This window comes from Pseudomonas sp. URIL14HWK12:I6 (assembly GCF_000514195.1).
Lineage (GTDB): Bacteria > Pseudomonadota > Gammaproteobacteria > Pseudomonadales > Pseudomonadaceae > Aquipseudomonas > Aquipseudomonas putida_A.
Genome location: NZ_AZVL01000020.1, coordinates 17,083 through 43,452, shown reverse-complemented (window position 1 = coordinate 43,452; position 26,370 = coordinate 17,083). Strand labels below are relative to the sequence as shown.

The following is a 26,370-nucleotide window of genomic DNA, read 5'->3' as shown; positions in this document are numbered from 1 at the left end:
GGAGCGGGCTTGCTCGCGAATGCGCCGGGTCAGTAAAACATTTGGCGACTGACCCACCGCATTCGTCGGAACGCCGCCCGGAGCAAGCCCGCTCCCACAGGAGATTTCAGGCGTGCCGGTAATTTCAGTCCGTGCCGTATTTCGGCGAGCGCGGGCCGTACAACAGGCCGGCGTGCTGACCGGCCGACAACAGGCGATTGCTCGCCACGCCGGCAATCGGATACCCGGCATCGGTCGAACTGTTGATCACCTGCTTCACCGCGGCGGTGATCAGCATGCCGACCAGGCCGCCACCGCTGTTGTTGCCGCCCTCTTCGCTTGATGCCCGCGCTGAACCGGTCCACAGCGTGGTGCCGGATTTCAGGTCGACCAGTTTGGCGGTGGCGGTCACCGCGGTTTCGCTGCTGATCACCATGTAGCGCGTCCCGTACTCGGTTACGGTGATGTACAGCGCAGCGTCGGCGCCGAAGATTTCCTTGAGCTTGTTGGCCGGCGCCTGATGAATGTCATCCGGGGTGGTCAGGCCGTTCTGACGGAAGGTTTCGTCCACCAGGGTGATCGGCAGCACGTAGTAACCGGCTTCGGCCAATGGGAACGTCACCTGCGACAGCAAGCTGTAGGAAGCCTTGACGTCCGGCGAGGTGTTCAGCGGCGGCAGCACCAGAATGGTCTTCGGCCGTGCCTGTTTGTACGCCGAGTAATCCACGGTTTTCGGCGCGACGCAGCCACCGAGCACGGTCAGGGCCAAACCGGCGGCCAGCAGTTTCAGGGTGCGCGAAATCATTGGGCGTCTCCGGTCTTGGCGTTTTTAAGCAGAAAATCCATGTACGGGCCGGACTCGGGGAACAGCGCTTTCTCGGTGCGGAACTGCTGCACCATCTGATCGTCCTTGCCCATGCTCAGGTACAGCAGGCCCAGGTGCGCGTGGTAACCCGGCGGCACGGCCTTGCCGGTGGAACGGATCTTCTGCAGGTCGCGCTCCAGCACTTCGGCCTGGGCTTCTTTTGGCTCTTCGCCTTTGAAGTATTCGTAAACCTGCGGTTGGTAATCTTCCCACTGGTACAGGGTTTTCGGGCTGCTGCAACCGGCCAGCAAGGCGCTGGCGGCCAGCGTCAGGGCCAGCAGCGACCGCGACAAAGTCAGATTCATGGGTGTTGCTCCTTGCAATGAATAGCGATCAGTTGCCCGGTTTCCAGGCGCCGGCGTTCATGCCATCAACCAGACGATTGATCGCCTCGCGCATGGCCAGATCGAGGACTTTGCCGTTGAGGGTGGAGTCGTACGCGGCGGTGCCGCCGAAGCCGATGATTTCGCGGTTGGACAAGGCGTATTCGCCGGCGCCCTGAGTCGAATACACCACTTCGGAGGTGCTGATGTTGACGATGTTCAGGTTGACCTTGGCGTAGGCGACCTGGGTCTTGCCACGGCCGAGAATGCCGAACAGCTGGTGGTCGCCGGTTTCCTTGCGGCCGAACTCGGTGACGTCACCGGTGACCACGTAATCGGCACCCTTGAGGCGCTGGGCCTGGCCCTTGATCGCCGCTTCCTGCTGGATCTCGCCCATGTTGTCGCGATCCAGTACCGAGAAACGGTTGGTCTGCTGCAAGTGAGTGATCAGGATGGTCTTGGCCTGGCCGCCGAGACGGTCGACGCCGTCGGAGAAGATCCCGCGCATGTAGCTGGAGCGGTTATCGAACTTGCCCACCGCCATCGGCACGCGAGCACCGGTCCAGACTTGCGTGGCGCTCTCGACCTTGGCCACCGGCAGTGCGCGTGAGCTTTCGGTGGCGCAGCCGGCAAGGGAGCCGGCGATAGTGCCGAGCACGGCAATCGCAACGCCTGAGACCAACATCCGGGAGATCATTCTCACTGTGCATTCCTTCTGAAAAAAACGGTGTGTCCCGGCACGGCTACGCGGTGGGGAGCGGAAAAGGGGCGGCATTATGACAAAGTGCCACCATTGGTGACAGAGATTTTTGACGCCAATCAATTGGCTTGCTTGGACACACACAAATCCCCCCTGTGGGAGCGGGCTTGCTCGCGAAAGCGGCGTGTCAGCCACTTATTTGCTAACTGACACACCGTCTTCGCGAGCAAGCCCGCTCCCACAGGGGGGGATATGTGGTGTTCTGGGGTTTAGTGAAAGTCGCGGCTCTGCACGCGGATGCCATCGAGCAACGGAGTCAGATCGCTCAATCGCCCGGCGATCAAATGCCGCACTTCGCCCTCCCGCTCCCAGCGGCCATCGACCTTGAGCAATTGCGAGCCGACCAGCACCTGACGCTGACGCTCGGCCAGATCGCGCCAGACCACCACATTGACGTTGCCGAACTCGTCTTCGAGGGTGACGAAGGTCACGCCGCTGGCGGTGCCCGGCCGCTGACGCCCGGTGACCAGCCCGGCGATGCTCACCGGCCGGCCGTGCTCGACGTCCAGCAACTCCTGAGAGCTGCGGCAACGCCGCGCCTTCAGTTCGCCACGCAGCAGCGCCAGCGGATGCGGCCCCAGCGTGGTGCCGATAGTCGCGTAATCGGCCTGCAGATCTTCGCCGACACTCGGTTTGGGTAGCAGCACATCGGGTTCTTCCTGACTTGGCAAACCGGCAAACAGGCCCAGCTGTTTCTGCACCCCGGCCACTTCCCAACGCGCACGATGCCGATGGCCGGCCATCCCACGCAACGCCCCCGAATCGGCGAGCAACGCTTGGGCGCGACTGTCGAGCGCGGCCCGCTCGCCCAGATCGGCGACATCGGCAAACGCCCCGCGCGCCCGCGCCGCCTCGATGCGCCGGGCGTCGTCCTCGCGAAAGCCCTTGATCATCCGCAGGCCCATGCGAATCGCCGGTTGCGCGCCGCTGATCGGTTCCAGACTGCAATCCCAGTCGCTGGCGCGCACGTCCACCGGACGGATCTGCAACTGATGCCGGCGCGCGTCCTGCAGAATCTGATCCGGGCTGTAGAAACCCATCGGCCAGCTGTTGATCAACGCGCAGGCGAACGCCGCCGGTTCGTGGCACTTGAGCCAGCAACTGGCGTAGGTCAACAAGGCGAAACTGGCAGCGTGAGATTCGGGAAAGCCATAGCTGCCGAAGCCCTTGATCTGCTCGAAGATCTGCGCGGCGAATTCCTCGGTGTAGCCGTTTTTCTTCATGCCGGCAGCCAGTCGTGCCTTGTGCGGTTCCAGCCCGCCGTGGCGTTTCCACGCGGCCATCGAGCGACGCAACTGATCGGCCTCGCCGGGGCTGTAGTCGGCCGCAACGATAGCGATCTGCATCACCTGTTCCTGAAACAGCGGCACGCCGAGGGTGCGTTTGAGCACCACTTCAAGTTCCGGCGAGGGATAGGTTTCCGGTTCTTCCTTGTTACGCCGGCGCAGGTACGGATGGACCATCCCGCCCTGAATCGGCCCCGGGCGGACGATCGCCACCTCGATCACCAGATCGTAGAACTTCGCCGGTTTCAGGCGCGGCAACATCGACATCTGCGCCCGCGATTCGATCTGAAATACACCGATGGTGTCGGCGCGGCTGATCATCTCGTAGGTCGGTTTGTCTTTGTCTGGAATCGTCGCCAGGCTCAGATCGAGATGGCGATGACGACGCAGCAGATCGAAGCAACGGCGGATGGCACTGAGCATGCCGAGGGCGAGGATATCGACCTTGAGCAGCCCGACCGCATCGAGGTCGTCCTTGTCCCATTGAATGATCGTGCGCTCGGCCATGGCGGCATTCTCCACCGGCACCAGCGTATCCAGCGGCTGCTCGGAAATCACGAAGCCGCCGGGGTGCTGCGACAGGTGCCGGGGGAAGCCGATCAGTTGCCCGGTCAGGCTCAGCACTCGACGCAGCACCGGGCTGTCGGGGTCGAAACCGCCTTCTAGCAAGCGCGCCAGCGGCGGTGTTTCGTCGCTCCAGTGGCCGCAGCAATCGGCCAGTGCATTGATCTGATCCGGCGGCAGCCCAAGGGCCTTGGCCACGTCACGCACCGCCCCGGCAGCGTGGTAGGTACTGACCACCGCCGTCAGCGCCGCACGCCGCCGGCCATATCGGCGAAACACGTATTGCAGGACTTCTTCGCGGCGTTCGTGCTCGAAGTCGACGTCGATGTCCGGCGGCTCGTTGCGCTCTTTCGACATGAAACGCTCGAACAGCAGCGTGGTGCGATCCGGGTCGATCTCGGTGATACCCAAAGCAAAACACACCGCCGAGTTGGCCGCCGAACCGCGGCCCTGACAGAGAATCTGCTGATCGCGGGCAAAGCGCACCACGTCGTGCACTGTGAGGAAGTAGCTTTCGTAGCCGAGCTCGGCGATCAGTTTCAGCTCATCGTCGATTTGCTTGAGCACTTTGGCCTGCGGCCCTTTTGGCCAGCGCCAGGCAATGCCTTCTTCGGTCAGTTGGCGCAACCAAGAACTGCCGGTGTGCCCCTGCGGCACCAGCTCCTTCGGATACTGATAGCGCAACTCGCTCAGTTCGAAAGTGCAGCGCCGCGCCAGTTGCACCGAGGCGTCGAGCAACGCCGGCGGATAAAGCTCACGCAACACCTCGAGGCTGCGTAGATGGCGCTCGCCGTTGGGGTGCAGGCGCAATCCGGCCTCGGCCACCGGGACGTGATGGCGGATCGCGGTCATGGTGTCCTGCAGGGCGCGCCGGCCACGGGCGTGCATGTGCACATCGCCGCTGGCCACGGCGGCAATCTGCAACTGCCCGGCCAGACTCAGCAGTGCCGCCAGCCGCCGCTGATCGTCCTGCCCGCGATGTAGCTGCACAGCCAGATACAGGCGCTCGCCGAAAGTCTGCTTCAGCCAACGGCCCTCCTCCACGTCATCGATGCTGTCCGGCACCCACACGGTGAACAACCCCGGCAACGGCTCGTTGAAGTCCTCGCGCAGCACCTGGTACTGGCCCTTCTGTGTACGCCGCCGGGCCTGAGTGATCAAGCCGCACAAGGCCTGATAGCCCGCAAGATTTTCCACCAGCAGCAGCAGTTTCGGGCCGTTGTCGATGCGGATTTCGCTGCCGATGATCAGCGGCAGCTCCACCGATTTCGCCGCTTGCCAGGCCCGGACGATCCCGGCCAGGGTGCACTCGTCGGTGATCGCCAGCGCCTGATAACCGTGTTTTTTCGCCCGCTGAAACAGCTCAAGGGCACTGGAGGCACCGCGCTGGAAACTGAAATTCGACAGGCAGTGCAGCTCGGCATAGTCGTGGTTCATGCAAACCAGCCCTGCAGCCACAGCGGACCGCCCTCGCCCACGGCCCGATAGGCCCAGCCCTGTTGACCGGCGCGGTTCTGGATCAGGTAGTAATCGCGGCGCACGTCGTCACCGTCCCACCAGCCGGACTCGATGCGCTCCGGGCCCATGAGAATCCGCGCCGAACCTTCGGCGACACTCTGCGGTTCGCCGAGCAGCCAGCCCGGACGCTGCACACTCGGCAAACCGCTGCAACGCTGCTTGTCGACGCCGTGCTGCCACGCACATTCCGGTCGGTGGTCGGCCTGAAAGCGCAGGCCCTGCACCGCGTCATCGCCGAGCCGTGCACGCAGACGTTCGCGCAATTGCTCCCAAGGCAAGGTCTGTTGCGGACGGTCATCGAACAGTTCCTGAAACTGCGGGACGAAACTCGGCAGGTCTTCTGCGCGCAGGCGAAAGCCGCGTACCGGGGCCTCGACCTGGACTTGTTCCAGTCGCCCACGGGCCAGTTCGAAGAGCATCGCCGGATCGCGCTCGGCGCTGAGCAGGCCGACCTTGATCAGCGTGTCCGGCAGCCCGGCGTGCTCCAGATGCAGGTCGAAACGCTGCACGCCGCTGTCACGTCCGCAGAGGAATGCCGACAGGTCAGCGGTCAGACGCCGTAACGGGAATAGCAGCGCCTGATGGGATTGCACGTCGAAATTCAGTTCGATGCGCACATCAAAACGATCCGGCGGCAGATAGAACGCCAAGGCCAGCGGCCGTGCGCCGAACAACGTGTCGAGATGCTTGAGCATCGACGCTTCGAAGCGCCGGGCCAGGGCCTGACGCGGCAGGCTCTGCAGCTGGTTCAGGTTGCGCAGCCCCATACGCGTCAGCGCGGTGGCGACCTGCGGCTCCAGCCCGACACGGTCGACGGGCAACTTTCCGAGGTGATGCTGCAGGGCTTCACCGTCAGGTACCACCAGACCGTCGTAGGCGTTAGCCAGCACCCGCGCCGCCACCGGATTCGGTGCGGCGACGATGCGATGGCGGAAATCCAGCTCGGTCAGCTCCTTGCGCAGCCGCGCTTCGAACTGCGCCCAGGAGCCGAACAGGCCCAAACTCGACTCGATCTCGAACACCACGGTACGCGGATAATGCACGCTGACCTGCGCGCTGAAACGATAGGCCCACGCGGCGAGAAACTGCTGCCAGTGCTCGACCTCGGCGAGGTCGTAATCGGCGGTGGCAAAGCCTTTGCTTAGGGCCTGCGCGGCGGTCATCGACTGGCCGGCGCGCAAGCCGAGCTGGCGCGCCGCTGCATTCACCGCTTGCAGCACCCGGCGCTGGGCCGGGCCACTGAGCAGCACCAACGGCTCATCGGGATCGGCACGCTGACGCAGCACGGCGTCGAGGGCCAATTGCGGGAACAGAATACACACCCAGCGCATGACGACCTCAGTGCCCCACGGCAAACGCAATCGGCGCCGTGCGCGCCAGTCCGCCACGGCACTTGAGCACGCGCAACTGGGCCGGTCTGGCGTCGATGGCAATACGCAACGCGGCCGGCGACGGGTTGATTGCCTCGCTCAGCGGGCGCCAGGCAAACGCCAGGGTCTGGCCGGTTTCCGCCGCCACCTGCAAACGCCGCAACGCTCGGTCATCGGCCTTGTGCGGCCAGCACAGCACCGCGCCGCAACTGCCGGAACGCAGGCATTGTTCCGCCGCCCACAAGGCATCGCGTTCGCTGGCCTGGATTACCGACAATTGACGCAGATCGACCCCTGCGTTCGCCCACGCCTGCGGGTACGGTACGAACGGTGGCGCTACCAGCACGATGCGCTCGCCCGCCGCCGACAGCCGCGCCAGCGTCGGCCACACCAGTTGCAACTCGCCAACCCCGGGGCCGGACAGGAGGATTTCGCTCAGCGCCGCTTCCGGCCAGCCACCGCTGGGCAGTGCCGCATCCAGCGCGGCATGCCCGGTGGGTTGCGGGCTGGCGGCCGGTGGCGCAGGCCGGCCCTTCCAGACCTGGCCGCCATTGAACAGCGTATCGAGTGCAACGACGGCGCCCATCAGCCTTGCCTCACCAGACCGCAGAACACCCCTTCGATGGCCAGGTCCTGATCATCGCGCACGACAATCGGCTGGTACGCCGGATTGCGCGGCAGCAGGCGCACCGTAGCGCCGACACGCTCGAAGCGTTTGATCGTCACCTCACCATCGAGTCGCGCCACCACGATCTGGCCGTTGAGCGCCTCGGGATTGCGCTTCACTCCCACCAGATCACCGTCGAGAATGCCGTCCTCGATCATCGAGTCGCCCTGCACCCGCAACATGTAGTCGGGCGCACGGGAGAACAGCGCGGGATCAAGCATCAAGCGGTTATGGATGTCGGCATCGGCGCCGATCGGTGCACCGGCAGCGACCCGGCCGAGCACGGGAATATCCAGCAGCTCCGGCCGCGGCGCTTGCCCGAGCAGGCGAATGCCCCGGGCCTGGTGCGGATTGACCTCGATAAACCCGGCTTCGGTGAGCGCCAGCACGTGCTTGCGCGCCACGCTGCGCGAGGCAAAACCAAAAGCCTCGCTGATTTCAGCGAGGCTTGGGGGCTGACCGTGTTCGGCGATGCGTTCGCGGATAAAGGTCAGGATGGCGGTACGGCGGGGAGTCAGGTTTGTCATGGAGTACATTTGTACTCCTGTGGGATTTTACTGACAAGCACCGCCAGTCGGCCTGGGCCGGCGATCCACAAAAATCAAAAGATCGCAGCCTGCGGCAGCTCCTACAGGGGAACGGGGCGTCAGTTGAGGCCGCGTTCGGCGAGGAAGGCGGCGATGTAATCGATGAACGCCACCACTTTAGCCGTGGCCCGTCGATGGCTGGGGTACACCGCGAGAATGTGCGGGCCGAAGGTGTCGGGGTCGATTTCATAGTCAGCCATGACTCGCACCAGACGCCCGTCGGCAATGTACGGCGCGGCGCTCCACAGCGGCGTGTGCAGCAAACCGCGTCCGGCCAACGCGCTGGCCAGCAGCAGGTCGTAATTGTCGCTGCGCAAGCACGGCGCCGATGGCTGCGCCAGGCTCAGGCGCTGGCCGTCGCGCTCGGCCCACCAGAACTCGCGACTGAGCAACGGGTGCTGATACAGCAGCCATTCATGCTGTTCGAGGGTTTGTGGGGTGACCGGCAAACCCTTGCGCGCCAGATAGTCCGGGCTTCCGCACAACGCCAGCCGATTGCTGCCGACCACCCGGGCGATCAGCCCCGGCAGGTCATCATGGCCCTCGCGCAAGGCTAGGTCATAGCCGCTTTCCAGCAGATTGACGAACGCGTCGCACAGGTCCACTTGCAGGCTGATCTGCGGGTATTGCTGCAAAAAGCCGTCACACACCTGATCGAGAAACGCCCGCCCGTAAGCCAATGGCGCAGTGATTTTCAGGCTGCCGCGCAAACCGTGCTGCAACTGCTCGATTTCCTCGCTGGCCTCCTCCAGTCGCTGCAACACCAGCCGCGCGGTTTCCAGATAAACCCGGCCGATTTCGGTGAGCAGAATCCGCCGCGTGCTGCGTTCGAACAGCCGCGCGCCGAGTTCCGACTCCAGATGATTGACCGCTTTGGTCAGCGCCGATGGGGTCTTGCCCAGTTGCTCCGCCGCGCGGCTGAAACTGCCGAGTTGCGCGGTAACCACGAACATTTTCAGTGCACCCAGCTTGTCCATGCTTTTTCCATTCAGGCAAAAACGTTTTTCGTGAGGGAGGCGTTCTGTCGGCCAGTGTCAGCCACTAATCTGGCCATCAGACGCAATAACAAGGAAATCTTCAATGAAAAGATTCATCCCGAGTCTGCTGGTGAGCGCGATAAGTTTTGCCTCGATGGAAGCCATGGCCGCCACCGATCTGGTGCTGGTCAACGGCAAGATTTTCACCGCCGATCGCACGCAACCGAAGGTACAGGCGTTGGCCGTGGAAAACGGCAAGGTGCTGAAAGTCGGCAGCGATGCGCAGATCAAGGCGCTGATCGAACCCGGCACGCAGGTGATCGACCTCGGCGGCAAGACGCTGATGCCAGGCTTGATCGACAGCCATTCCCACGCGATTTTCGGTGGCTTGGAAATGGTCTCGGCCAACATGGAAGACGAAGTCGTCGCCCTCGCCGAACTGGAAAAACGCCTGCGCGCCTGGCGTGACGACGGCAAGGCCAGACATGGCGATGTGCTAAGCATTGCCGGCATGAGCTCAGCGTACTGGGCGCAGGCCGAAGCGCTGGGCAAGACCTTCAACCACGGCGAGTGGGCTGACGTGCCGGTGGTGTTCACCGGCAGCGATCACCACACCGCGTGGGCCAACAACGTGATGCTCAAGCGCGCCGGCATCGACGCGGCGTTGCTCAAGACCCTGCCCGCTGCGGAACAAGACACGATCGGCGCACTGGCCAGCGGCGAGCCCAACGGTTTTCTGGTCGATGCCGGTTGGGACCGGGTCGCCGCGAAAATGCCGGTGCCGAGCCCGGCCGATATGCTCACCGCGACCAAATCCGCGGTGCGCTTCAACAACAGCCTCGGCATCACCGCGTGGATGGACCCCGCCGCCAATGCCGCACCGGGCGAACCGGTCTTCGCCCTCAAACCCACTGAGAAAACCGTCGGCGTGCTGCCAGCCTACAAAGCGCTGTCGGAAAGCGGCGGCATGAGCGTGCACGTTGCAGCGCTGCTGGTGGCCAACCCGAAAAGCCTGCCCGCCGACCTCGAGACGCTGGATAAGGTGCGCCAGCAGTTTCAGGGCATCCCCAACCTGACCCTGCCCGGGGTCAAGATCTTCGCCGACGGCGTGATCGAGTACCCGGCGCAGAGCGCGGCGATGATCGACCCGTACAGCAACTCGCACAAACAGGGCGAACTGCTGATCGATCCAAAACATTTCGGCGAGCTGGTCAGCGCCATCGACCAGCGCGGCTGGCTGGTGCACATCCACGCCATCGGCGACCGTGCGGTGCGTGAATCACTCAATGGCATCGAACGTGCGCGCAAGGATCGGCAGAGCGGCATCACTCACTCGATCACGCACCTGCAGATGGTCAATCCGAAAGAGTTCGCCCGCTTCAAGCCGCTGAACGTGATCGCCTCGATGCAATTGCTGTGGGCCAGTGCCGATGACTACACCACCGACATGATCAAGCCCTACGTCAGCGCCCTCGCCTTCCGTTATCAATACCCGGCGCACTCGCTGCTGAAACAGGGCGCGACGATTGCCGGTGCCAGCGACTGGCCGGTGTCGTCGCCCAACCCGTTCAACGCCATGGCCCAGGCCATCACCCGCGTCGGGCCGCTGGGCGTGCTGAATGCCGACGAGCGTCTGGATCGCGAAAGCATGTTTTACGCCTATACCCTCAACGCGGCGCGCACGATTGGCCTGGAGAAGCAGATTGGCTCGCTGACGCCGGGCAAGCAGGCGGACTTCATCGTGGTCGATCGCGACGTGTTCAGCGTCGACGAAAAAGCCCTGCATGACACCCGGGTGCTGCAAACCTGGTTTGGTGGGCGTCAGGTCTACACCGCCACAAAATAACAACACTGTTCCCCCCTGTGGGAGCGAGCCTGCTCGCGAAGGCGGCGTATCAGTCGCCATCGATGCTGAATGAACCACCGCTTTCGCGAGCAGGCTCGCTCCCACAGGGGCTGTGAGGGTGGCCGAGATTGCATTCCCTCCACGGTTTTCGTACTGCCCAAAAATAATCACAACATCGGGACTTCTCCATGAAAGCCTTGCCCCTGTTCGCCCTCGGTTTTTCCAGTTTGCTGCCCTTGAGCAGCTACGCGATCCCCCTGAACGACGATTTCGCCGTGCTGGTCGACCTGACCCTGGCCAGCGACTACCGCACCCGCGGCATCTCGCAAACCCAAAATGACCCGGCCGTGCAGGCCGGTCTGACCCTTGCCCACAGCAGCGGTTTGTACGCGGGAGCCTGGAGCTCCAACGTCGACTTTGGCGGTGGCCTGAAAACCCGGCAGGAAGTCGATTACTACGCCGGCTGGCTGTGGCAGGCCACCGAGGATGTCAGCCTCGATCTGGGTTACCTCAAGTACGCCTACCCCAAGGAAAGCCAGTTCAACCAGAGCGAGGTCTACGGGATTCTCGGTGTCTACGGGGTGAAGCTGGCGGCGTATTACTCCAGCGATGCGCCGGGGATCGACAGCAAGCAGAGCTCGCTCTACACCTATATCGGTTATGAAGCCGAGTTGCCATTCGATTCGGGGCTGAAGCTGCGTTACGGCAACATGGACTTCAAGGACCCGCACCTGTACTCGGCGTCCGGGCATGGCGAGGACAGTTATCGGGAGTGGGAGGTCAAGCTGACGCACAACCTGGCCGGGGTGGTGTTGGGCCTGAGCTATATCGACACCGATCTGTCGCAGAGCCAGTGCCTGAGCAACTGGGGATTCAAGGATGTGTGCACCGCAACGGTGGTCGCCAGCCTGAGCAAATCTTTCTGACCCACCAAAGTACCCATTGTAGGAGTGAGCCTGCTCGCGATAGCGGTGTGTCATTCAACAACGATGTCGGCCGACCAACCGCCTTCGCGAGCAAGCCCGCTCCCACAGTTTTAGATTTGCGCCCGAGTTTTGTTACAGGATGTTTACGAAATTTTTACTATTGTTCTTCTACAGTTACGCGCGTTTCCGCGCGTGATCTATTCGAGTAGAGGAATGTCTGTAATGGCTTTGGGCAAAGGACTGCGTTTACCGTCCATCACTTCCACCCGGCTGGTGTTGCTGTTTTCCCTGGCACTGGTGGCGCTGTACAACCTGGCGACCTGGAAGGCGCTGGGTACGCTGATCACCCTGCAAGGTGCACACAAACTGGCGTTTTTTGCTTCGTTCGGGCTGTTCCTGTGGGCGGCGATCACCCTGCTGCTGACCCTGGTTTCGTTTCGCTGGACGCTGAAACCGGCGCTGACTGTGGTGGCCCTGCTCTCGGCCTGCGCTGCGTATTTCATGAACGAATACGGGATCACCATCGACACGGTGATGATCCAGAACGTGTTCGAAACCAACCCGGGCGAAGCCGCTGCGCTGTTCAACGGCAAGCTGCTGGCTTACGTGTTGCTGCTCGGCGTGCTGCCGGCGGCGTTGATCTGGCGCTGGCCGGTGCGTTATCGGCCGTTCTTTCGCGGCCTGCTCAACAAGCTGCTGGTGATTGCCGCGTGCGTGCTGGTGATCGGCGCCTCGGTGGGCGCGTTCTATTCGACCTATGCGCCGATCTTCCGCGAAGAAGACAAGCTCACCCACTTCATCAACCCGACCAACTACATTTACGCCATCAGCAAATACACCAAGCAGCGCCTGGGCATCAAAAAGCACTTTGTGGTGCAGGCCATCGGTGAAGACGCGGTGATGAGCGCCAAAGCGACCAGCCGCGAGAAGAAGTCGCTGATGGTGTTTGTGGTCGGCGAAACCGCCCGCGCCGATCATTTCTCGCTGAACGGCTATGCGCGCGAGACCAATCCCGAGCTGAGCAAACTGGGCATCCTCAACTTCACCCAGGTGCACTCCTGCGGCACGTCCACGGCAGTGTCGGTGCCGTGCATGTTCTCGATGTTCCCGCGTGAGGACTACAGCGACAAGAAAGGCAAAACCTACGAAGGCCTGCTGGATATCCTGCAACGCGCCGGCGTGCAAGTGCTGTGGCTGGACAACAACAGCGACTGCAAAGGCACCTGCCTGCGCGTGCCGCACCGCGACATCGCGAAGAACCAGCCGGGGCCGTTCTGCGACGGCAACAACTGCCTCGATGAGGCGCTGCTGGCCGACCTGCAAAGCTACATCGACAGCCTCAAGGGCCACGCGATCATCGTGTTGCACGCCGACGGCAGCCACGGCCCGGAATACTACGAGCGCTATCCAAAGGAAATGGAACGCTTCAAGCCGATCTGCCACACCAACCAGTTGGGCAGTTGCAGCCGCGATGAACTGGTCAACGTGTACGACAACACGATCCTCTACACCGACCACTTCCTCGCCAAGGTCATCGAGTTGCTCAAGCGCAATCAGGACTCACTGGACACCTCGATGCTGTACGTCTCCGACCACGGCGAATCGCTGGGTGAAAACGGCCTGTACCTGCACGCCGCGCCCTATGCGTTGGCGCCGGAAGCGCAGACGCATGTGCCGATGGTGATGTGGTTTGGCAACAACACCCTGGCGCAACTGGGGATTGATCGCGATTGCCTGCAAGGCAAGACCGGGCAGCCGGACCTGAGCCATGACAACCTGTTTCATTCGGTGCTGGGGTTGTTCGAGGTGAAGACCGCGCTGTATCAGCCGGGGCTGGATGTGTTTCGCGGGTGCCGGCCAGCCATGACGGCTGGGCAATAACAGCCCAGACACTGAACGCCCCTGTGGGAGCGAGCCTGCTCGCGAATGCGGTGTACCAGTCGCCATCAATATTGACTGATCCACCGCTTTCGCGAGCAGGCTCGCTCCCACAGTTGATTGTGGTCAACCTAAGAATCGAGCTGGGCCAAATAGTCCCACGGGTAGATCCCGCGTTGATGGCCGTCACTGAACACCAGTTGCACGCCATAGCCCTGCGGGTTGATCTCAATCAGGCGAACACGCTCATCCACCAGCGGAGTCAGACCTTTCAGGCGAAACGCGCGGCACTGCGAGCACGGGCACTGGCGGCGCAGTTCGGCGTGATTGAACAACGATTCGCGGCCGTCCGGCCAGCTCAGGCGCAACGTCTGCTGGCTCTGCGAGTTGCCGACTGACAGCGGGTTCATTGCAACTGACTCAAGGCAATCCGCACCGCTTTGCGCACTTCCGGATCACCGTCATCCTGCGCCGCCTGCAACGCCGCCACCGCGCCGCGATCATGCAACTCACCGAGGGCCAGCGCAGCTTCCTTGCGCAGGTTGCTGATGCGATGGCCGAGGGTTTCGATCAAGGCATCCAGCGCCGGTGCAAAACGCAGGCGACCGAGGCTTCGGGTGGCGCGCAGGCGCACTTGCCAATAGTCATCGCCGAGGGCTGCGATCAACGCCGGCCCGGCGTCGCTGTGGCCGACTTTGCCCAGCGTCGTGGCCGCTTCTTCGCGCACTTGCCAGGCATCGTCCTGCAGCGCTTGACGCAAGGCTGGCAGCACGTCGGCGCCGGACGCCAGACCGAGGGCACCGGTGGCGGCGCGGCGCACTTCGGTGTCCGGGTCGGCGCTGGCCAGACGCGCCAGAGCCGGCAGAGCGTCGAGCTGCTTGAGCCAGCCGAGCACACCGACGGCTTCGCGGCGCACATTGGCATCGGCATCGCTCAATGCGGTGATAGCCGCTGGTGCGGCATCGGCGAAACGCAGTTCGCGCAATGCCCGAAACGCGGCGATGCGCACACTGACTTGCGCATGACCGGTCCACGGCAGAATCACCCGGCCTGCCGCCTCACTCTTGAGCAGGCTCAGACTTTGCGCGGCGGCGGCCTGCACTGCCGAAGATGGATCGGTCAGTGCCTGACACAGCGCAGCCACCACCGGTTCGTCCTCCCACGCTTCCAGCAGCCGCGCAGCTTCGGCGCGGACTTCTTCGGCGGGATCTTCGCTCAGTCTTTCGACCAGCCACAGCAGGCCATCCGGTTCTTCCAGATCCGCCAAATCAATCAGGGCAATGCGGCGCACACCGGCATCGTCAGCGGTCAGACGCGGTTGCAGGGCGAGGATGTCGTCGTTATCGGTCACAGCAAAAAATGAGGTCATAGGGCAAATCGCGGCAAGGGGTTTTCGGGAGGCAGGCCGAGCGGGTTAAGGCGCGGCAGCGGTCGGTCGTTGTCGTGGCGCAGCAGGTCGAGACAATGGCGCTTGAGGCGGGAGAATTCGGCGCTGGTCACCAGCTCTGTGGTGCGCGGACGCGGGAAGTCCAGGCGCAGGTCTTCGATGATTCGCCCCGGACGTGCGCTCATCACCAGCAAGCGGTCGGCGAGGAACAGCGCCTCGTCGATGTCGTGGGTGACAAACACCACGGTGGTGCGAATCCGCGTCCAGATGTCCAGCAGCAGTTCCTGCATGTTCAGACGGGTCAAGGCATCCAGCGCGCCGAACGGCTCGTCCATCAGCAACAGCCGTGGGCGATTGACCAGCACCCGAGCAATCTCCACCCGTTGCTGCATGCCGCCGGAAAGCTGATCGGGCCAGCGCTCGGCGAAGCCGTCGAGGCCCACCAGTTTGAGCATTTCATCGGCCTCACGCTGGCGCTCGGTTTTGCCGATGCCGCGCATCTTCAAGCCGAAAGCCACGTTGTCGCGCACCGTGCGCCACGGAAACAGCGTGTGATGCTGGAACACCATGCCGCGTTGCGGCGACGGCTCGCTGACCTCGCCGCCATCGACTCTGAGGCTGCCGGTATGGGCGCTCAAGTGTCCGGCCAGTGCGCCGAGCAAGGTCGATTTGCCGCAACCGGACGGGCCGAGAATGCACACGAACTGGCCCGGTTCGATCTGGCAATCCAGCCCCTGCACGGCTTCGAAGGCTTGCTGCCCCTCACCGAGAACGATCGACAACTGGCGAATATCGATTCGCCCTTCCGGGGTTTGCATTGCGCTCATCAGGCTTTTCCTCGTGGTCGATGCCAAGGCGTGAACAGCCCGCCCAGGCGCTTGATCAGCAGACTACTGCCCATGCCCAGCACACCGATCAGCAGCATGCCAACGACAATGTCGGCGTAGTTCTGAATGGTGTAGGACTCCCAGGTGTAGTAGCCGATGCCGAACTGTCCGGAGATCATTTCCGCCGTCACCAGGCAGAACCACGAGGTGCCCATGCCGATAGCGAGCCCCGTGATGATGCTCGGCGCAGCGCCGGGCAAGATCACTTCCAGCAGAATCGCCCGGCGCTCTGCCCCGAGGCTTTTTGCCGAAGCGATCAGCCGTGGATCGACGCCTTCCACCCCGTGCACGGTGTTGAGCAAAATCGGGAACAACGCACCGGTGAAGGTGATGAACACCATCGACAGCTCCGACGACGGAAACATCAGGATCGCCAGCGGAATCCACGCCACCGCAGGGATCGGCCGCAGGACTTCCAGCGGTGGCAGCAGCAGGTCTTCGGCCCATTTCGAGCGGCCGATGGCCAAGCCCAGGGCAATGCCGATGATCAATGCCGCGAGATAGCCAGCGAACACGCGGCCGAGGCTCGCGCTCAGGTGCTGCAGCAGCTTGCCGGAATCGCCCAGGCCCAACGCCGCTTCGATCACCGCCAACGGGGTTGGCACGTTGGCGAAAGTGACCAGACCGAGATTCCAGTGGTGGCTCGCGGCGAGTTGCCAGAACAGCAGGCAGAGCAGCAAAGAAGCAGCCCTTGGAACCCAGCGTAAATAAGATCGGTACACAATTTTTCCTCTCAACCCAAATCCCCTGTGGGAGGGGGCTTGCTCCCGAATGCGGTGTACCAGAAAAAAATATTTGCCTGACACACCGCATTCGGGAGCAAGCCCCCTCCCACAGTTGACCGAGTTGTTCTCCGGGTTAGCGGGCAGCCACGGCCTGGGTCGTGGCGTCGGTAAAGTCGAAGACCTTGCCACCCTGCGCCGCCGCATATTGCTGGGCCTGGCCCTTGAGCAGAAACGCGCTCAAGCGGCCCTTGGCATCGCTGGCGAACCACGCCTGATCAGCAAGCAGCTTGATCCCGCTGTCACTGGCCTGGGCATACACCGCGCGGATGTTTTTGCCTTCCTGTTTCAGAGCGGCCAACGCGGTGAAGGCCGATTCGGCGGAGGCGTACTGGCGTACTTTGTCTTCGCCCCGCACCCAGATTTCGGCGACGTGGCTGAAGTCGGTGATGGCTTTGCCGGTCACCGCATCCAGCGCTTTCAACGGCGTTTGCGCGTAGTTGGCGAGTTGCGCGGTGTAGTCCAGATTCGAGGCCTTGAAGGCGGCGCGGATGTACTGATCATCGATGAAGGTGTTGAGGTCGAGGCCACGATCGGCCTTCTTCAGCAGCTTCAGGGTGTCGATCGCGGTGCCCACCGCCTGACGGTATTCCGGCTTCCAGCTCAGGTCGCGGGTCTGCACGCCAAGCGGGCCGTGGAACAGGTAGTTGACCTCGGCATCGACGCCGGTGACTTTGGCGATCAGCTCGCTGTACTTCTCAGGCTCAGCAGCCAGCAACTGATTGGCCTCGATGCTCGCCCGCAGGTAGGCGACGACGATTTCCGGGTACTGTTTCGCGTAGGCCTGATCCACCAGTGCACCGTGGAAAGTCGGCGCGTTGGCCTGGGCGCCGTCGTAAATCTTGCGGGCGAAACCACGGCTGGGGAACAGCTCGGCGAACGGCACGAAATCGGCGTGGGCGTCGATCTTGCCGGCCTGCAACGCGGAGCCGGCAACTTCCGGCGGCTGGGCGATGATGTTCACGTCTTTGAGCGGGTCCCAGCCCTGCTCCGCCACCGCGCGCAGCAACATGCCGTGGGCGGTCGAGGCGAATGGCACGGAGATGGTCTTGCCCTTGAGTTCGCTCAGCGCCTGCACCCCGGACGCACTCGGCACCACGATGCCGTTGCCGCTGCCCTTGATGCTGCCCGACAACACGCTGATGAACAGGCTGTGCTTGCCGGCGGTTTCGAACGCCACCCCGTTGAACGCGCCGGGGAAATCGGCCATGGCGCCGAAATCGAGTTTGCCGGCGACCATCTCGTTGGTCAGCGGCGCGCCGCTGGTGAAGTTTTTCCACTGCACGTCGTATTTCGCGTCTTTGTAGGCGCCGTCGTGCGGCAGGTATTTGTCGAGCAGACCGAGTTCACGAATCAACAGCCCGCCGGCGGCGCAGTTGATGGTGGTGTCCTGAGTGCCGATGGCGATGCGGATGGTTTCGGCCGAGGCCGACAGGGTGAATGAAGCCAGTACCAGACCGGCGATTGCTGCACGCAACATGGTGTGTTTCCCCTCGAATCATTTATTGGATGTTCGTCTCCGCCGCGATCAGGGCGCGGTGGGAAACGAGGGGTTTTGGGTGAATCCAGCGTCCGGGTGTTTCCGGGTAGCTTCAGGGTGTCGTAGATCTTTGTAGGAGTGAGCCTGCTCGCGATAGCGGTGCATAAGATGGCGACGTGTTGTCTGACACACCGCTATCGCGAGCAGGCTCACTCCTACAGGGGAAAGCGTTTAACGCAGGAGATAAGGGATGTCGACTTTGACGGCGCCAGTCGGGCAATCCTTCTCACACGGCATGCAGTACCAGCATTCATCGAACGCCATGTAGGCCTTCTGTGTGGCCGGGTTGATCGCCAGCAGGTCCATCGGGCAGACGTCGACGCACACGGTGCAGCCCTTTTCGGCGATGCATTTGTCCTCGTCCACGGTGACCGGGGCGTTGGAGCGGAAGAAGATTTCCTGGGCTTGATAGGCCATGGTTCGGACTCTCTCTGGTGATGCATCAAGCGGCGAACACGCCCACCCGCAAGCGGTCGTAAGCCTGCATTTCTTCGGCATCGAGCGGGATGATGTACGGCTCGACGGGTTTCTTGAAACTGGTCATGCGGCCGTCTTCACCCTTCTTCAGATGGCAATGGCAGAACCACTCGCTGTCGTTGCGCTGCGGGTGATCGACGCGGTAGTGGTACAGGCCCCAGCGGCTCTCGGCGCGGAACAGCGAGGCGCGCGCAGCCATTTCCGCGCAATCGCGGATCACGCTGGTTTCCATCGCGCGCATCAGTTCGTGAGCGTTGTTGGCCTTCATCTGATCGAGGTCGCGCTCGATGTCGCTGAAGCGCTGCAAGCCGATCTGCATTTTTTTGGTCACTTTCGGCGGTTGCAGGTAGTCGTTGACGAAGCGCCGCAGCTTGTACTCGACCTGTGCCGGCGGCAGCCCTTGTTCACGATCCAGCGGCGCGTAGACCCGCGCTTGCTCTTTCTCGATCTGCGCGGCATCCAGCGTCGAGAACTCGCGCCCGGCGACAAAATCCGCGGCGTTGTGCCCGGCGAACCAGCCGTAGGTGAACGCGCCAAGCATGTAGTTGTGCGGCACGGCGGCCATGTCCCCTGCCGAGTACAAGCCTTTCACCGAAGTCTCGGCCCGCTCGTTGACCCACACCCCGGACGCCGAATGGCCGCTGCAAAAGCCGATCTCAGAGATGTGCATCTCGACCATTTGCGTGCGGTAATCAGTGCCGCGATTGGCGTGGAATTGACCACGACTCGGGCGCTCGTTGCTGTGCAGGATTTCCTCGATGTTCTGAATGGTTTCCTCGGCCAGGTGATCGAGCTTGAGGAACACCGGGCCGTTGCCGCTTTCCAGTTCCTGGTGAAACTCCCACATCATCTGCCCGCTCCAGTAGTCGCACTCGATGAAGCGTTCGCCCTTGTTGTTGGCGGTGTAGCCGCCGAGCGGGCCGGTCACATAGGCGCACGCCGGGCCGTTGTAGTCCTTGATCAACGGGTTGATCTGGAAGCATTCGAGGTTCGCCAGCTCGGCCCCGGCGTGATAGGCCATCGCGTAGCCGTCGCCGGCATTGGTCGGGTTTTCGTAGGTGCCCATCAGGTAACCCGAGGACGGCAGACCGAGGCGACCGGCCGCGCCGCACGCAAGAATGACCGCTTTGGCCTTGATCACATGGAAGTCAGCGCTGCGGCAATCGAAGCCCATCACACCGTTGACCGTGCCCTCCTCGTCGGTGAGCAAACGGGTACAGACCAGGCGATTGGTGATGCTCACCCGCGCACGTTTCAACTGGCGATAAAGGACCTTTTTGATGTCGTGCCCTTCCGGCATCGGCAGCACGTAGGCACCCATGTGGTGGACTTTTTTCACCGCGTAATCACCGGTCTCGTCCTTCTCGAACTTCACGCCCCAGCGGTCCAGTTGTTCGATGGTTTCGAAACTGTGAGTGGCGTAGGCGTACACCGCCGCCTGATTGACGATGCCGTCGTTGGCAATGGTGATTTCCTTGGTGTACTGCTCCGGCGTCGAGTGGCCGGGGATGATCGCGTTGTTCAGGCCGTCCATGCCCATGCTGATCGCGCCGCTGCGTTTGACGTTGGCCTTGTCCACCAGCAGCACGCGCAAATCACGGTTCTTCTCTTTGGCCTTGATCGCCGCCATCGGGCCGGCAGTGCCGCCGCCGATCACGACGATGTCGTATTCCTGTTCCAAGGTCTTGCGGGTCATGTCACGCCCCTTTTTGCCGGTCGATCCGCAGGCGGTACTGGAACGCATCGCCACGGTAGTAAAGGTGTTCGAAGTCCAGCGGCTGGCCGTTGGCGTCGTGGGTCAGACGCTCGATGCGCATGATCGGCGAGCCGGCCTCGACGTTCAGCGCCTGGGTCAAATCGCTATCGGCCAGCACCGCGTCGATCGCCAGATCAGCGTGGCCGAGGGCGATGCCGCAGTCGTTTTCCAGAATCAGGAAGATGTCGCGAGTCACCAGATCAGCCTTCTCCAGCCGTTCGCCAATCGCTTTGGGCAGGTAGGTGATTTCCAGCGAGATCGGCTCGCGGTTGATCAGGCGTACGCGTTTGATTTGAGCCACGGTCTCGCCTTCGGCGACTTGCAGGCGCTCGGCGACACGTTTGTCGGCGGGGATGAATTTGAAACTGCGCAGGCGGTTGATCACCTCGTAGCCGCGCCCGGTCATGGACTCGGCGAGGCCTTGCAGGCTGCTGACGTTCTGAAAGGTTTTCGGCTTGGCGACGAAGGTGCCCTTGCCGTGGATCTTGAAGATCAGCCCTTCTTTCTGCAGATCGCCCAGCGCCTGGCGCACGGTGATGCGGCTGACTTTGAACAGCGTGCCGAGCTCACTTTCGGACGGCATCTGGCTGTCTTGCGGGTATTCACCATCAAGAATGCGTGCGCGCAGGACGTCGCGCAGTTGGGTGTGCAGCGGGACACTGGGTAAGGAGAGAACGTTATCGGTCATCAGGGATCACTTGTTATAACGAGTTATGACGTGATCTTAGAGACGTTATGACAAGCTTGAGAAATATTGTTTGGGCATAACCTTAGACACGACGACACACAGACCCTTGTGGGAGGGGGCTTGCTCCCGAAGGCGGTGTGTCAGGCGATGGAAATACCAGCAATGCCGGCCTCTTCGGGAGCAAGCCCCCTTCCCACAAGGAAATGGTGTTGTGGTCTGGAGGATCAGTGCCGTTTGAGGATCTGGTCCATCACCCAATCGGTCTTTAGGGCTTGTTCGGCGACTGCCGGATGCTGCGAACCACCACGAATATGCGCATTCATGCCCAGCACGTGATGCCACTGAATGTGCTCGTGATGGGGGATCTCCAGGCTGATCTGCTCATCGGCGAACAGCTGCACCGGATGCTCGTCAAACACGGAGAACGCGATCCGGCCCTGACTGCCGATAATCTCCACCCGGTCCTCGCGCCGATCCGCCACAAAGCTCCAGCAGCCCATGCCCAGCGCTCCGGAGGCGAAGCGCCAACTGGCGCTGACCGCGTCTTCCGCCGCATACAAACCGGCCTGACGCGCAGTGAAACCGGCGACTTCAGCGATGTCGCCGAGCAGGTACTGGAACAGGTCGAAACCATGGCTGGCCAGATCGGCAAAGTAGCCGCCACCGGCCACGCTCGGGTCGGTTCGCCAGTTGGCGCTGCCGTCCAGATCCGCCGCAGATGGGGCCTTGGTCAGCGTCCAGCTCAGGTGCCGCACCTCACCGATGCGGCCCTGCGCCAGCCATTGCCGAACCTGGGCAAAGCGCGGCAACGAACGGCGGTAGTACGACACGAACAAGTGCAGACCGGCGTCAGCAAATGCCTGCTGCATTTCGCGGCTTTGTCCGGCGTTGAGCGCCATCGGTTTCTCGACGCAGCAGTGCTTGCCGGCGGCGGCGACTTTCAGGCTGTAGGCGTGGTGGCTGTCGGGTGGCGTGGCGATGTACACCGCGTCCACCTCGGGGTCGTTGATCAGCGCATCGACATCGGTGTAGGCCCGGGCGATACCGTGGCGCGCGGCGTAATCGTTCACCGCTTCAAGACGTCGGCCCATCACCGCCACCAGCGCCGAGCCGGGCGCCTTGTAGAAGGCCGGCCCGCTCTTGCGTTCAGTGACGCTGCCGCAACCGATCATGCCCCAACGCACCACATCCATGCTCAACTCCCTGTGTTTGAAACACTCAGCCGATGCGCAACGCGCGCAGATCGAGGTGGCCGTCCTTCAGCGGCGGGCACCAGTAGTAGCCGCCAGTGATCGGTCGGCTGATGCGATACAGACCGTCAGTGATGCCGTCTTCCAGACCGCTCATACGCCGCAGTTGGGCCTCGAAGGCGTCCAGCGAAAAACCGAAGGCGAGGAACATCAGGCCGGCGCGATCACCGTCGATCCACGGCATCGAACGGCGCACGACGAACGCTTCGGGGGCGAAGCTTTCCTGGGCGGTGCGTTTGACGTGGGCGGAGACTGGCGCGTCGTCGATCTCTTCGTTGTCGCTCAAGCGACGGCCCATGATGTTGTCCTTGTCTTCGGCGGACAGCTTATGGAAACCCTTGAGGTCGTGCTGCCACTGCTGGATCGCGGCAAAGCTGCCACCGACCAGACCATCAGCGCCCTCGCCCAGCAACGCGGCGGCGATCGCGGCGTCATCGTGCGGGTTTTCGGTGCCGTCTTCGTAGCCGGTCAGATCATGGCCGTCCTTGTGGCGGAAGGCTTCCTGCATGTCTACCAGGCGCAGCGCCGGGGCCAGCGCGGCTTCGAAGGCGTGGCAGCGATTGAGCAATTCGCCACGATCGACACCGTGCAGCCAGACCCACAGCGCGTGCTGGGTCGACGGGTTTTCCACGCCGACGCCGCTCATGGCCGGAAAGCTGCGCAGACCGTCGATTTGCACGTTCAGGGCTTTGGTCAGGGATTCACCGAAACCGATCACCGCCGACTTGCCGTCCACCAGATTCATCAGGTTGTCGATCGCCTGCGGCAGTGCTTCAACCGACGCAAGAGCAAAAAACAGGTGACGTGCTTGCGCAGGAACAGGGGTGGCGAGAATGCCCGGCTGGTAGTAACTCATGTGAACTCCTTGGGAAAGTGCGCGGGAGTTTACCTGTGGCCGGAGGGTTTGTGGGGTTGAGACGCCAATATCGGAGGTCACAGAGTCCTGTGGTGAGGGGATTCATCCCCGATGGGCAGCGAAGCGGCCCCAACCCTGCAATCTCGGACTACTGAAATACCGAGCTTTCTGAATTCGCGACGGCTGCGCCGCCGATCGGGGATAAATCCCCTCGCCACAGTGTTCGTGTTCACGCAGGAGATGTGTCATGCCGCCACGCACTCGGGCTCATCCCGGTCCAGCGCTTGAACGCCCGGCGAAAGCTGCGCACATCGCTGTAGCCGACTTCTTCGGTAATCCGCTCGATCGGCATGTCCGGATTGGCCAGCAGACTCATCGTGCGCGCCTGACGCACCTGTTCCAGCAGCGCTTCGAAGGTCAGCGCGTGCTCGGTCAAACGGCGGCGCAGGGTGCGGCTGCTCATGTTCAGGTCGCCGGCGATTTTTTCGATATGGCTGCCTCTGCTCAAGTCCCGGGCAATCGCCCGCTCCACTGCTTGAATCAGATCGAGTTTCTGATGTACCTGCGCCGCTTCCAGCTCCAGCAACGCAACCGCCTGACGCAGCGCCAGCGAATGGTGATTGGGCAGGTTGACGTCCAGCCACCGGGCATCGATCAGCATGCGATTGTGCAGACAGCCGAAGCGCACATCGGGCCCGAGCAAGCGGTGGTATTCGCTCAGATAATCCGGTGCAGCGTGCACAAACTCCACGGCGATCGCCTTGAACTCATGGCCCGCCAAGGCCCGGCCGTACACCAGCAGGCTGGCGAAAAACTCTTCGACCGCGAACACCTGCACATCGGCAAACGGTAAGCGACATTCGGCATCGAGGTGCACCTGATCGCCGATCACATCGACGCTGGACACCACGATTCCGCCGGAGGTGTGCTGGTGGCGGATGCCGAGGGCAAAGGCATCGCGCAAGGTCTTGCATAGCGACAGTACGTGGCCGAGCAGCCCCAGCGTACCCAACACATTCTGCGCGCCGACCCACAGCCCCAGGCCCTGATTTGGCAGTACTTTGAGCGCACGCTGGATCATCGCCACGGCCTGGCGGTAGGAAATCCGCTGCGCCGGATCCTGCAGATCTTCGAGGGTGAAACCCAGGCCACGGCACAGGCTTTCGGGGTCGACGCCTTTGTTGTGCACGACTTCGGCGAGGGTTTGCAGGAGGAACGGCGAGACCAGCGCCAATTCAAAAGTGGGGTCTTGGACTTTTACGTTCATGGGGGCTGACATTCCGGATCACGCTTGATTGTTATTTTTGTAACCGGTTATGTCGAAAGAAGTTAGCACAGGGTTGGCCGACTGTCCGCAGAAGTCCCCCTAACTGTCCGCCAATACCCTGCCCCGGCGGGCGCCAAGCGCTTATTTCTATGGTGCCGGACGTTCTGCGTACCGGCGCCACGTCCCACCACAATAATAATGAGGACAGCCATGAGCCCGAACCGCGCCCCTTTCCCCTTGCGTCTGGCACTGACCTTGCTCGGTTGCACCGCGTCCCTGCCGGCCCTGGCCACCGAAGCCGGCGTCGACAACATCGGCCCCGGCACCGACGGATTCTTCATGCTGCCGCTGGAAGTCGACAGCCTTCCGCAGAACATGGTCGCGTTCAACCTCTACTACAACCATTACAAGTCGACCAAGCTCAACATCAGTTCGTTGGGCGGCAAGGTGCCGAATGTCGAAATCGAATCCACGGCGGTGATCCCGCGTATTGATTACCTGAGCCCGGTGCGCGTGTTCGGCGGACGTCTGGCCGGCTACATCGCCCAGCCCTGGCTGAAGCAGGAAGTCTCGGTATTCGGCCTCAGCGATACCCGCGAAGGCATGGGCGACACCACCGTTGCGCCGATCATCCTGTGGGACATGGGCAAGAACCTGACCCTGGGTGCTGCCGTGGAGATCACCGTGCCCACCGGCGAATACAGCGTCGATCGGCTGGCCAACACCAGCAACAATTTCTACACCTACAAGCCGCTGTTCTCCTTCACCTGGCTGCCGACCGACAAGACCGAAGTGTCGATGAAGACCACCTACAGCTTCAATGAGAAAAACAAGGACACCGACTACAAGTCCGGGCAGATCTTCCACTTCGATTACTCGGCCAGCTACAAGATCACCGACGATGTGATGCTCGGCCTTAACGGCTATTACCTCAAGCAGACCACCGACGACAAACAGTACGGCCACACCGTGCAATTCGCCGGGCAGGATGTGGATGACGGCGTGCGCGGCCAGGTATTCGCGATCGGCCCGGCGTTGCATTTCACCTTTCTCAAATACGCCAGCGCGGAGATTCGCTGGGCCAAGGAGTTTGACGTGGAAAACCGGCCGGAGGGCGAAATGCTTTGGGCCAAGGTCAGCATCCCCTACGCCTTCTGACCTGCGCCGCCATGCCATGTGGGAGCGGGCTTGCTCGCGAAAGCGCCGTGTCAGGCAACGTATTGGTTACTGACAGATTGCTTTCGCGAGCAAGCCCGCTCCCACAGGTGTGATGAAGCCTACAGCCCCCGTGGAAATGCCCACTTGATCCACGGAAACGTCTGACTGCGTTATCGCTCGCACCAATGGATACTGCGCACTTCGTCTTGCCAGTGACGACAGCGAGCCACATCCCCCTTAGACTGCTTCACATTGATCATGGAGGTCATTATGAGCGCCGAACTTTCCCTTATCGTTTCAGACTTCGAAACCCCAGAGCAGGCTGCCAGCTACGATCGCTGGTTCCGGGCACAGGTACAGGCCTCGATGGATGATCCGCGGCCCAACATCCCCCACGAGCAGGTGATGGCCGAGATGCGCGCCCTCATCGAATCGAAACTCAACAAAAACAGTGCGGGTTGACTGGCGACCTGAAGCTCGCACTCAACTCTGGCAAACCCTGAACTACATCGCTGACCGTAACGCCGTTGCGGCCAGTCAACTGAACGCCGCGATCGAAGCGGCTACCTCGGCCCTTCCACGTCACCCCTGCCTTTATCGCTTCGGCCGGGTCGCCGGCACCCGGGAAATTGTTGTCCATCCCAACTACGTCGTGGTTTATCGGGTAACCGACCGGATCGAGATTCTCAACCTTTTGCACGCTCGACAGGCGTATCCCTAAGCTTTCCCCCATCCACACAAAAAAAGGGCGACCAACCGGCCGCCCGAAGTACTAC

25 protein-coding genes and 2 pseudogenes are annotated in these 26,370 nt (G+C 62.3%); 7 read left to right on the top strand and 20 right to left on the bottom strand.

What is annotated here, in order from left to right:
- Positions 1-124: 124 nt before the first annotated feature.
- The 8 genes from H043_RS0122035 to H043_RS0122000 form a co-directional block, all read right to left on the bottom strand.
- The gene (locus tag H043_RS0122035) at positions 125-784 is read right to left on the bottom strand and encodes a DUF799 domain-containing protein (protein WP_027613674.1); all 660 of its coding nucleotides are present in this window, start codon (positions 782-784) and stop codon (positions 125-127) included.
- Positions 781-1,149 (bottom strand): DUF4810 domain-containing protein, encoded by a 369-nt coding sequence (locus H043_RS0122030; protein ID WP_007969675.1) that lies wholly within the window; start codon positions 1,147-1,149, stop codon positions 781-783. The genes H043_RS0122035 and H043_RS0122030 overlap by 4 nt, the downstream gene beginning before the upstream one ends.
- Positions 1,150-1,177: 28 nt before the next feature.
- Positions 1,178-1,864, bottom strand: coding sequence for a CsgG/HfaB family protein (locus H043_RS0122025; RefSeq protein ID WP_167734216.1), 687 nt, complete (start codon positions 1,862-1,864; stop codon positions 1,178-1,180).
- Between the two features lie 272 nt (positions 1,865-2,136).
- Positions 2,137-5,235 carry an error-prone DNA polymerase gene (locus tag H043_RS0122020; RefSeq protein ID WP_218187166.1) on the bottom strand — a complete coding sequence of 1,033 codons (3,099 nt, stop codon included), beginning with the start codon at positions 5,233-5,235 and terminating at the stop codon, positions 2,137-2,139.
- Positions 5,211-6,626, bottom strand: coding sequence for a DNA polymerase Y family protein (locus tag H043_RS0122015; RefSeq protein WP_027613671.1), 1,416 nt, complete (start codon positions 6,624-6,626; stop codon positions 5,211-5,213). Before H043_RS0122015 ends, H043_RS0122020 begins: the two co-directional genes overlap by 25 nt.
- Positions 6,627-6,633: 7 nt before the next feature.
- Positions 6,634-7,251, bottom strand: a complete 618-nt coding sequence (imuA, locus tag H043_RS0122010) for a translesion DNA synthesis-associated protein ImuA (RefSeq protein WP_027613670.1) — start codon at positions 7,249-7,251, stop codon at positions 6,634-6,636.
- Positions 7,251-7,868: a transcriptional repressor LexA gene (gene lexA / locus H043_RS0122005; RefSeq protein WP_027613669.1), complete on the bottom strand. Its 618-nt coding sequence runs from the start codon at positions 7,866-7,868 to the stop codon at positions 7,251-7,253. Before lexA ends, imuA begins: the two co-directional genes overlap by 1 nt.
- Positions 7,869-7,978: 110 nt before the next feature.
- Positions 7,979-8,896: a LysR family transcriptional regulator gene (locus tag H043_RS0122000; RefSeq protein ID WP_027613668.1), complete on the bottom strand. Its 918-nt coding sequence runs from the start codon at positions 8,894-8,896 to the stop codon at positions 7,979-7,981.
- A 103-nt stretch (positions 8,897-8,999) separates the two neighbouring features.
- Here H043_RS0122000 and H043_RS0121995 point away from each other — a divergent pair, with 103 nt between their 5' ends.
- The 3 genes and pseudogenes from H043_RS0121995 (at position 9,000) to H043_RS0121990 (ending at position 11,668) form a co-directional block, all read left to right on the top strand.
- Positions 9,000-10,742 (top strand): amidohydrolase, encoded by a 1,743-nt coding sequence (locus H043_RS0121995; RefSeq protein ID WP_027613667.1) that lies wholly within the window; start codon positions 9,000-9,002, stop codon positions 10,740-10,742.
- Positions 10,739-10,849, top strand: a pseudogene (locus H043_RS30795) (metal ABC transporter ATP-binding protein); the annotation flags it as partial. The gene H043_RS0121995 and the pseudogene H043_RS30795, both read left to right, overlap by 4 nt.
- Positions 10,850-10,930: 81 nt before the next feature.
- A complete protein-coding gene (locus H043_RS0121990) occupies positions 10,931-11,668 on the top strand; it encodes a TorF family putative porin (RefSeq protein WP_027613666.1) in 738 nt (245 codons plus the stop codon).
- Between the two features lie 16 nt (positions 11,669-11,684).
- Here H043_RS0121990 and H043_RS30975 read toward each other — a convergent pair.
- Positions 11,685-11,774: pseudogene (locus H043_RS30975) on the bottom strand (metal ABC transporter ATP-binding protein); the annotation flags it as partial.
- Positions 11,775-11,890: 116 nt separating this feature from the next.
- Here H043_RS30975 and H043_RS0121985 point away from each other — a divergent pair.
- Positions 11,891-13,549 (top strand): phosphoethanolamine transferase, encoded by a 1,659-nt coding sequence (locus H043_RS0121985; RefSeq protein ID WP_027613665.1) that lies wholly within the window; start codon positions 11,891-11,893, stop codon positions 13,547-13,549.
- Positions 13,550-13,677: 128 nt separating this feature from the next.
- On the opposite strand, the gene H043_RS0121980 is transcribed toward H043_RS0121985, so the two are convergent.
- The 11 genes from H043_RS0121980 to H043_RS0121930 all read right to left on the bottom strand — a co-directional run bounded on the left by H043_RS0121980 (position 13,678) and on the right by H043_RS0121930 (position 24,436).
- Positions 13,678-13,956 (bottom strand): DUF971 domain-containing protein, encoded by a 279-nt coding sequence (locus tag H043_RS0121980; RefSeq protein ID WP_027613664.1) that lies wholly within the window; start codon positions 13,954-13,956, stop codon positions 13,678-13,680.
- Positions 13,953-14,915: a HEAT repeat domain-containing protein gene (locus H043_RS0121975; RefSeq protein ID WP_027613663.1), complete on the bottom strand. Its 963-nt coding sequence runs from the start codon at positions 14,913-14,915 to the stop codon at positions 13,953-13,955. The genes H043_RS0121980 and H043_RS0121975 overlap by 4 nt, the downstream gene beginning before the upstream one ends.
- Positions 14,912-15,760, bottom strand: coding sequence for an ABC transporter ATP-binding protein (locus tag H043_RS0121970; RefSeq protein WP_027613662.1), 849 nt, complete (start codon positions 15,758-15,760; stop codon positions 14,912-14,914). Before H043_RS0121970 ends, H043_RS0121975 begins: the two co-directional genes overlap by 4 nt.
- The gene (locus tag H043_RS0121965; protein ID WP_027613661.1) at positions 15,760-16,542 is read right to left on the bottom strand and encodes an ABC transporter permease; all 783 of its coding nucleotides are present in this window, start codon (positions 16,540-16,542) and stop codon (positions 15,760-15,762) included. Before H043_RS0121965 ends, H043_RS0121970 begins: the two co-directional genes overlap by 1 nt.
- Positions 16,543-16,678: 136 nt before the next feature.
- Positions 16,679-18,082, bottom strand: coding sequence for an ABC transporter substrate-binding protein (locus H043_RS0121960; protein ID WP_027613660.1), 1,404 nt, complete (start codon positions 18,080-18,082; stop codon positions 16,679-16,681).
- A gap of 231 nt (positions 18,083-18,313) precedes the next feature.
- Complete coding sequence (locus H043_RS0121955; RefSeq protein ID WP_003225615.1) at positions 18,314-18,559, bottom strand: ferredoxin family protein; 246 nt, start codon at positions 18,557-18,559, stop codon at positions 18,314-18,316.
- A 25-nt stretch (positions 18,560-18,584) separates the two neighbouring features.
- Entirely contained in the window at positions 18,585-20,315 is a 1,731-nt protein-coding gene (locus H043_RS0121950) for a fumarate reductase/succinate dehydrogenase flavoprotein subunit (protein ID WP_027613659.1), read from the bottom strand.
- A gap of 1 nt (position 20,316) precedes the next feature.
- Positions 20,317-21,063 (bottom strand): GntR family transcriptional regulator, encoded by a 747-nt coding sequence (locus tag H043_RS0121945; RefSeq protein WP_027613658.1) that lies wholly within the window; start codon positions 21,061-21,063, stop codon positions 20,317-20,319.
- 224 nt (positions 21,064-21,287) lie between these two features.
- Positions 21,288-22,256, bottom strand: coding sequence for a Gfo/Idh/MocA family protein (locus H043_RS0121940; protein WP_027613657.1), 969 nt, complete (start codon positions 22,254-22,256; stop codon positions 21,288-21,290).
- A 25-nt stretch (positions 22,257-22,281) separates the two neighbouring features.
- Positions 22,282-23,169 carry a Dyp-type peroxidase gene (locus tag H043_RS0121935; RefSeq protein ID WP_027613656.1) on the bottom strand — a complete coding sequence of 296 codons (888 nt, stop codon included), beginning with the start codon at positions 23,167-23,169 and terminating at the stop codon, positions 22,282-22,284.
- Positions 23,170-23,398: 229 nt separating this feature from the next.
- Positions 23,399-24,436 (bottom strand): AraC family transcriptional regulator, encoded by a 1,038-nt coding sequence (locus tag H043_RS0121930; protein WP_027613655.1) that lies wholly within the window; start codon positions 24,434-24,436, stop codon positions 23,399-23,401.
- Between the two features lie 210 nt (positions 24,437-24,646).
- Here H043_RS0121930 and H043_RS0121925 point away from each other — a divergent pair, with 210 nt between their 5' ends.
- The 3 genes from H043_RS0121925 to H043_RS29955 all read left to right on the top strand — a co-directional run bounded on the left by H043_RS0121925 (position 24,647) and on the right by H043_RS29955 (position 26,315).
- Positions 24,647-25,594, top strand: a complete 948-nt coding sequence (locus H043_RS0121925; protein ID WP_027613654.1) for a transporter — start codon at positions 24,647-24,649, stop codon at positions 25,592-25,594.
- A gap of 270 nt (positions 25,595-25,864) precedes the next feature.
- Positions 25,865-26,056, top strand: coding sequence for a hypothetical protein (locus tag H043_RS0121920; protein WP_003225628.1), 192 nt, complete (start codon positions 25,865-25,867; stop codon positions 26,054-26,056).
- Positions 26,046-26,315: a type II toxin-antitoxin system RelE/ParE family toxin gene (locus tag H043_RS29955; protein WP_081730269.1), complete on the top strand. Its 270-nt coding sequence runs from the start codon at positions 26,046-26,048 to the stop codon at positions 26,313-26,315. The genes H043_RS0121920 and H043_RS29955 overlap by 11 nt, the downstream gene beginning before the upstream one ends.
- The last annotated feature ends 55 nt before the right edge of the window (positions 26,316-26,370 follow it).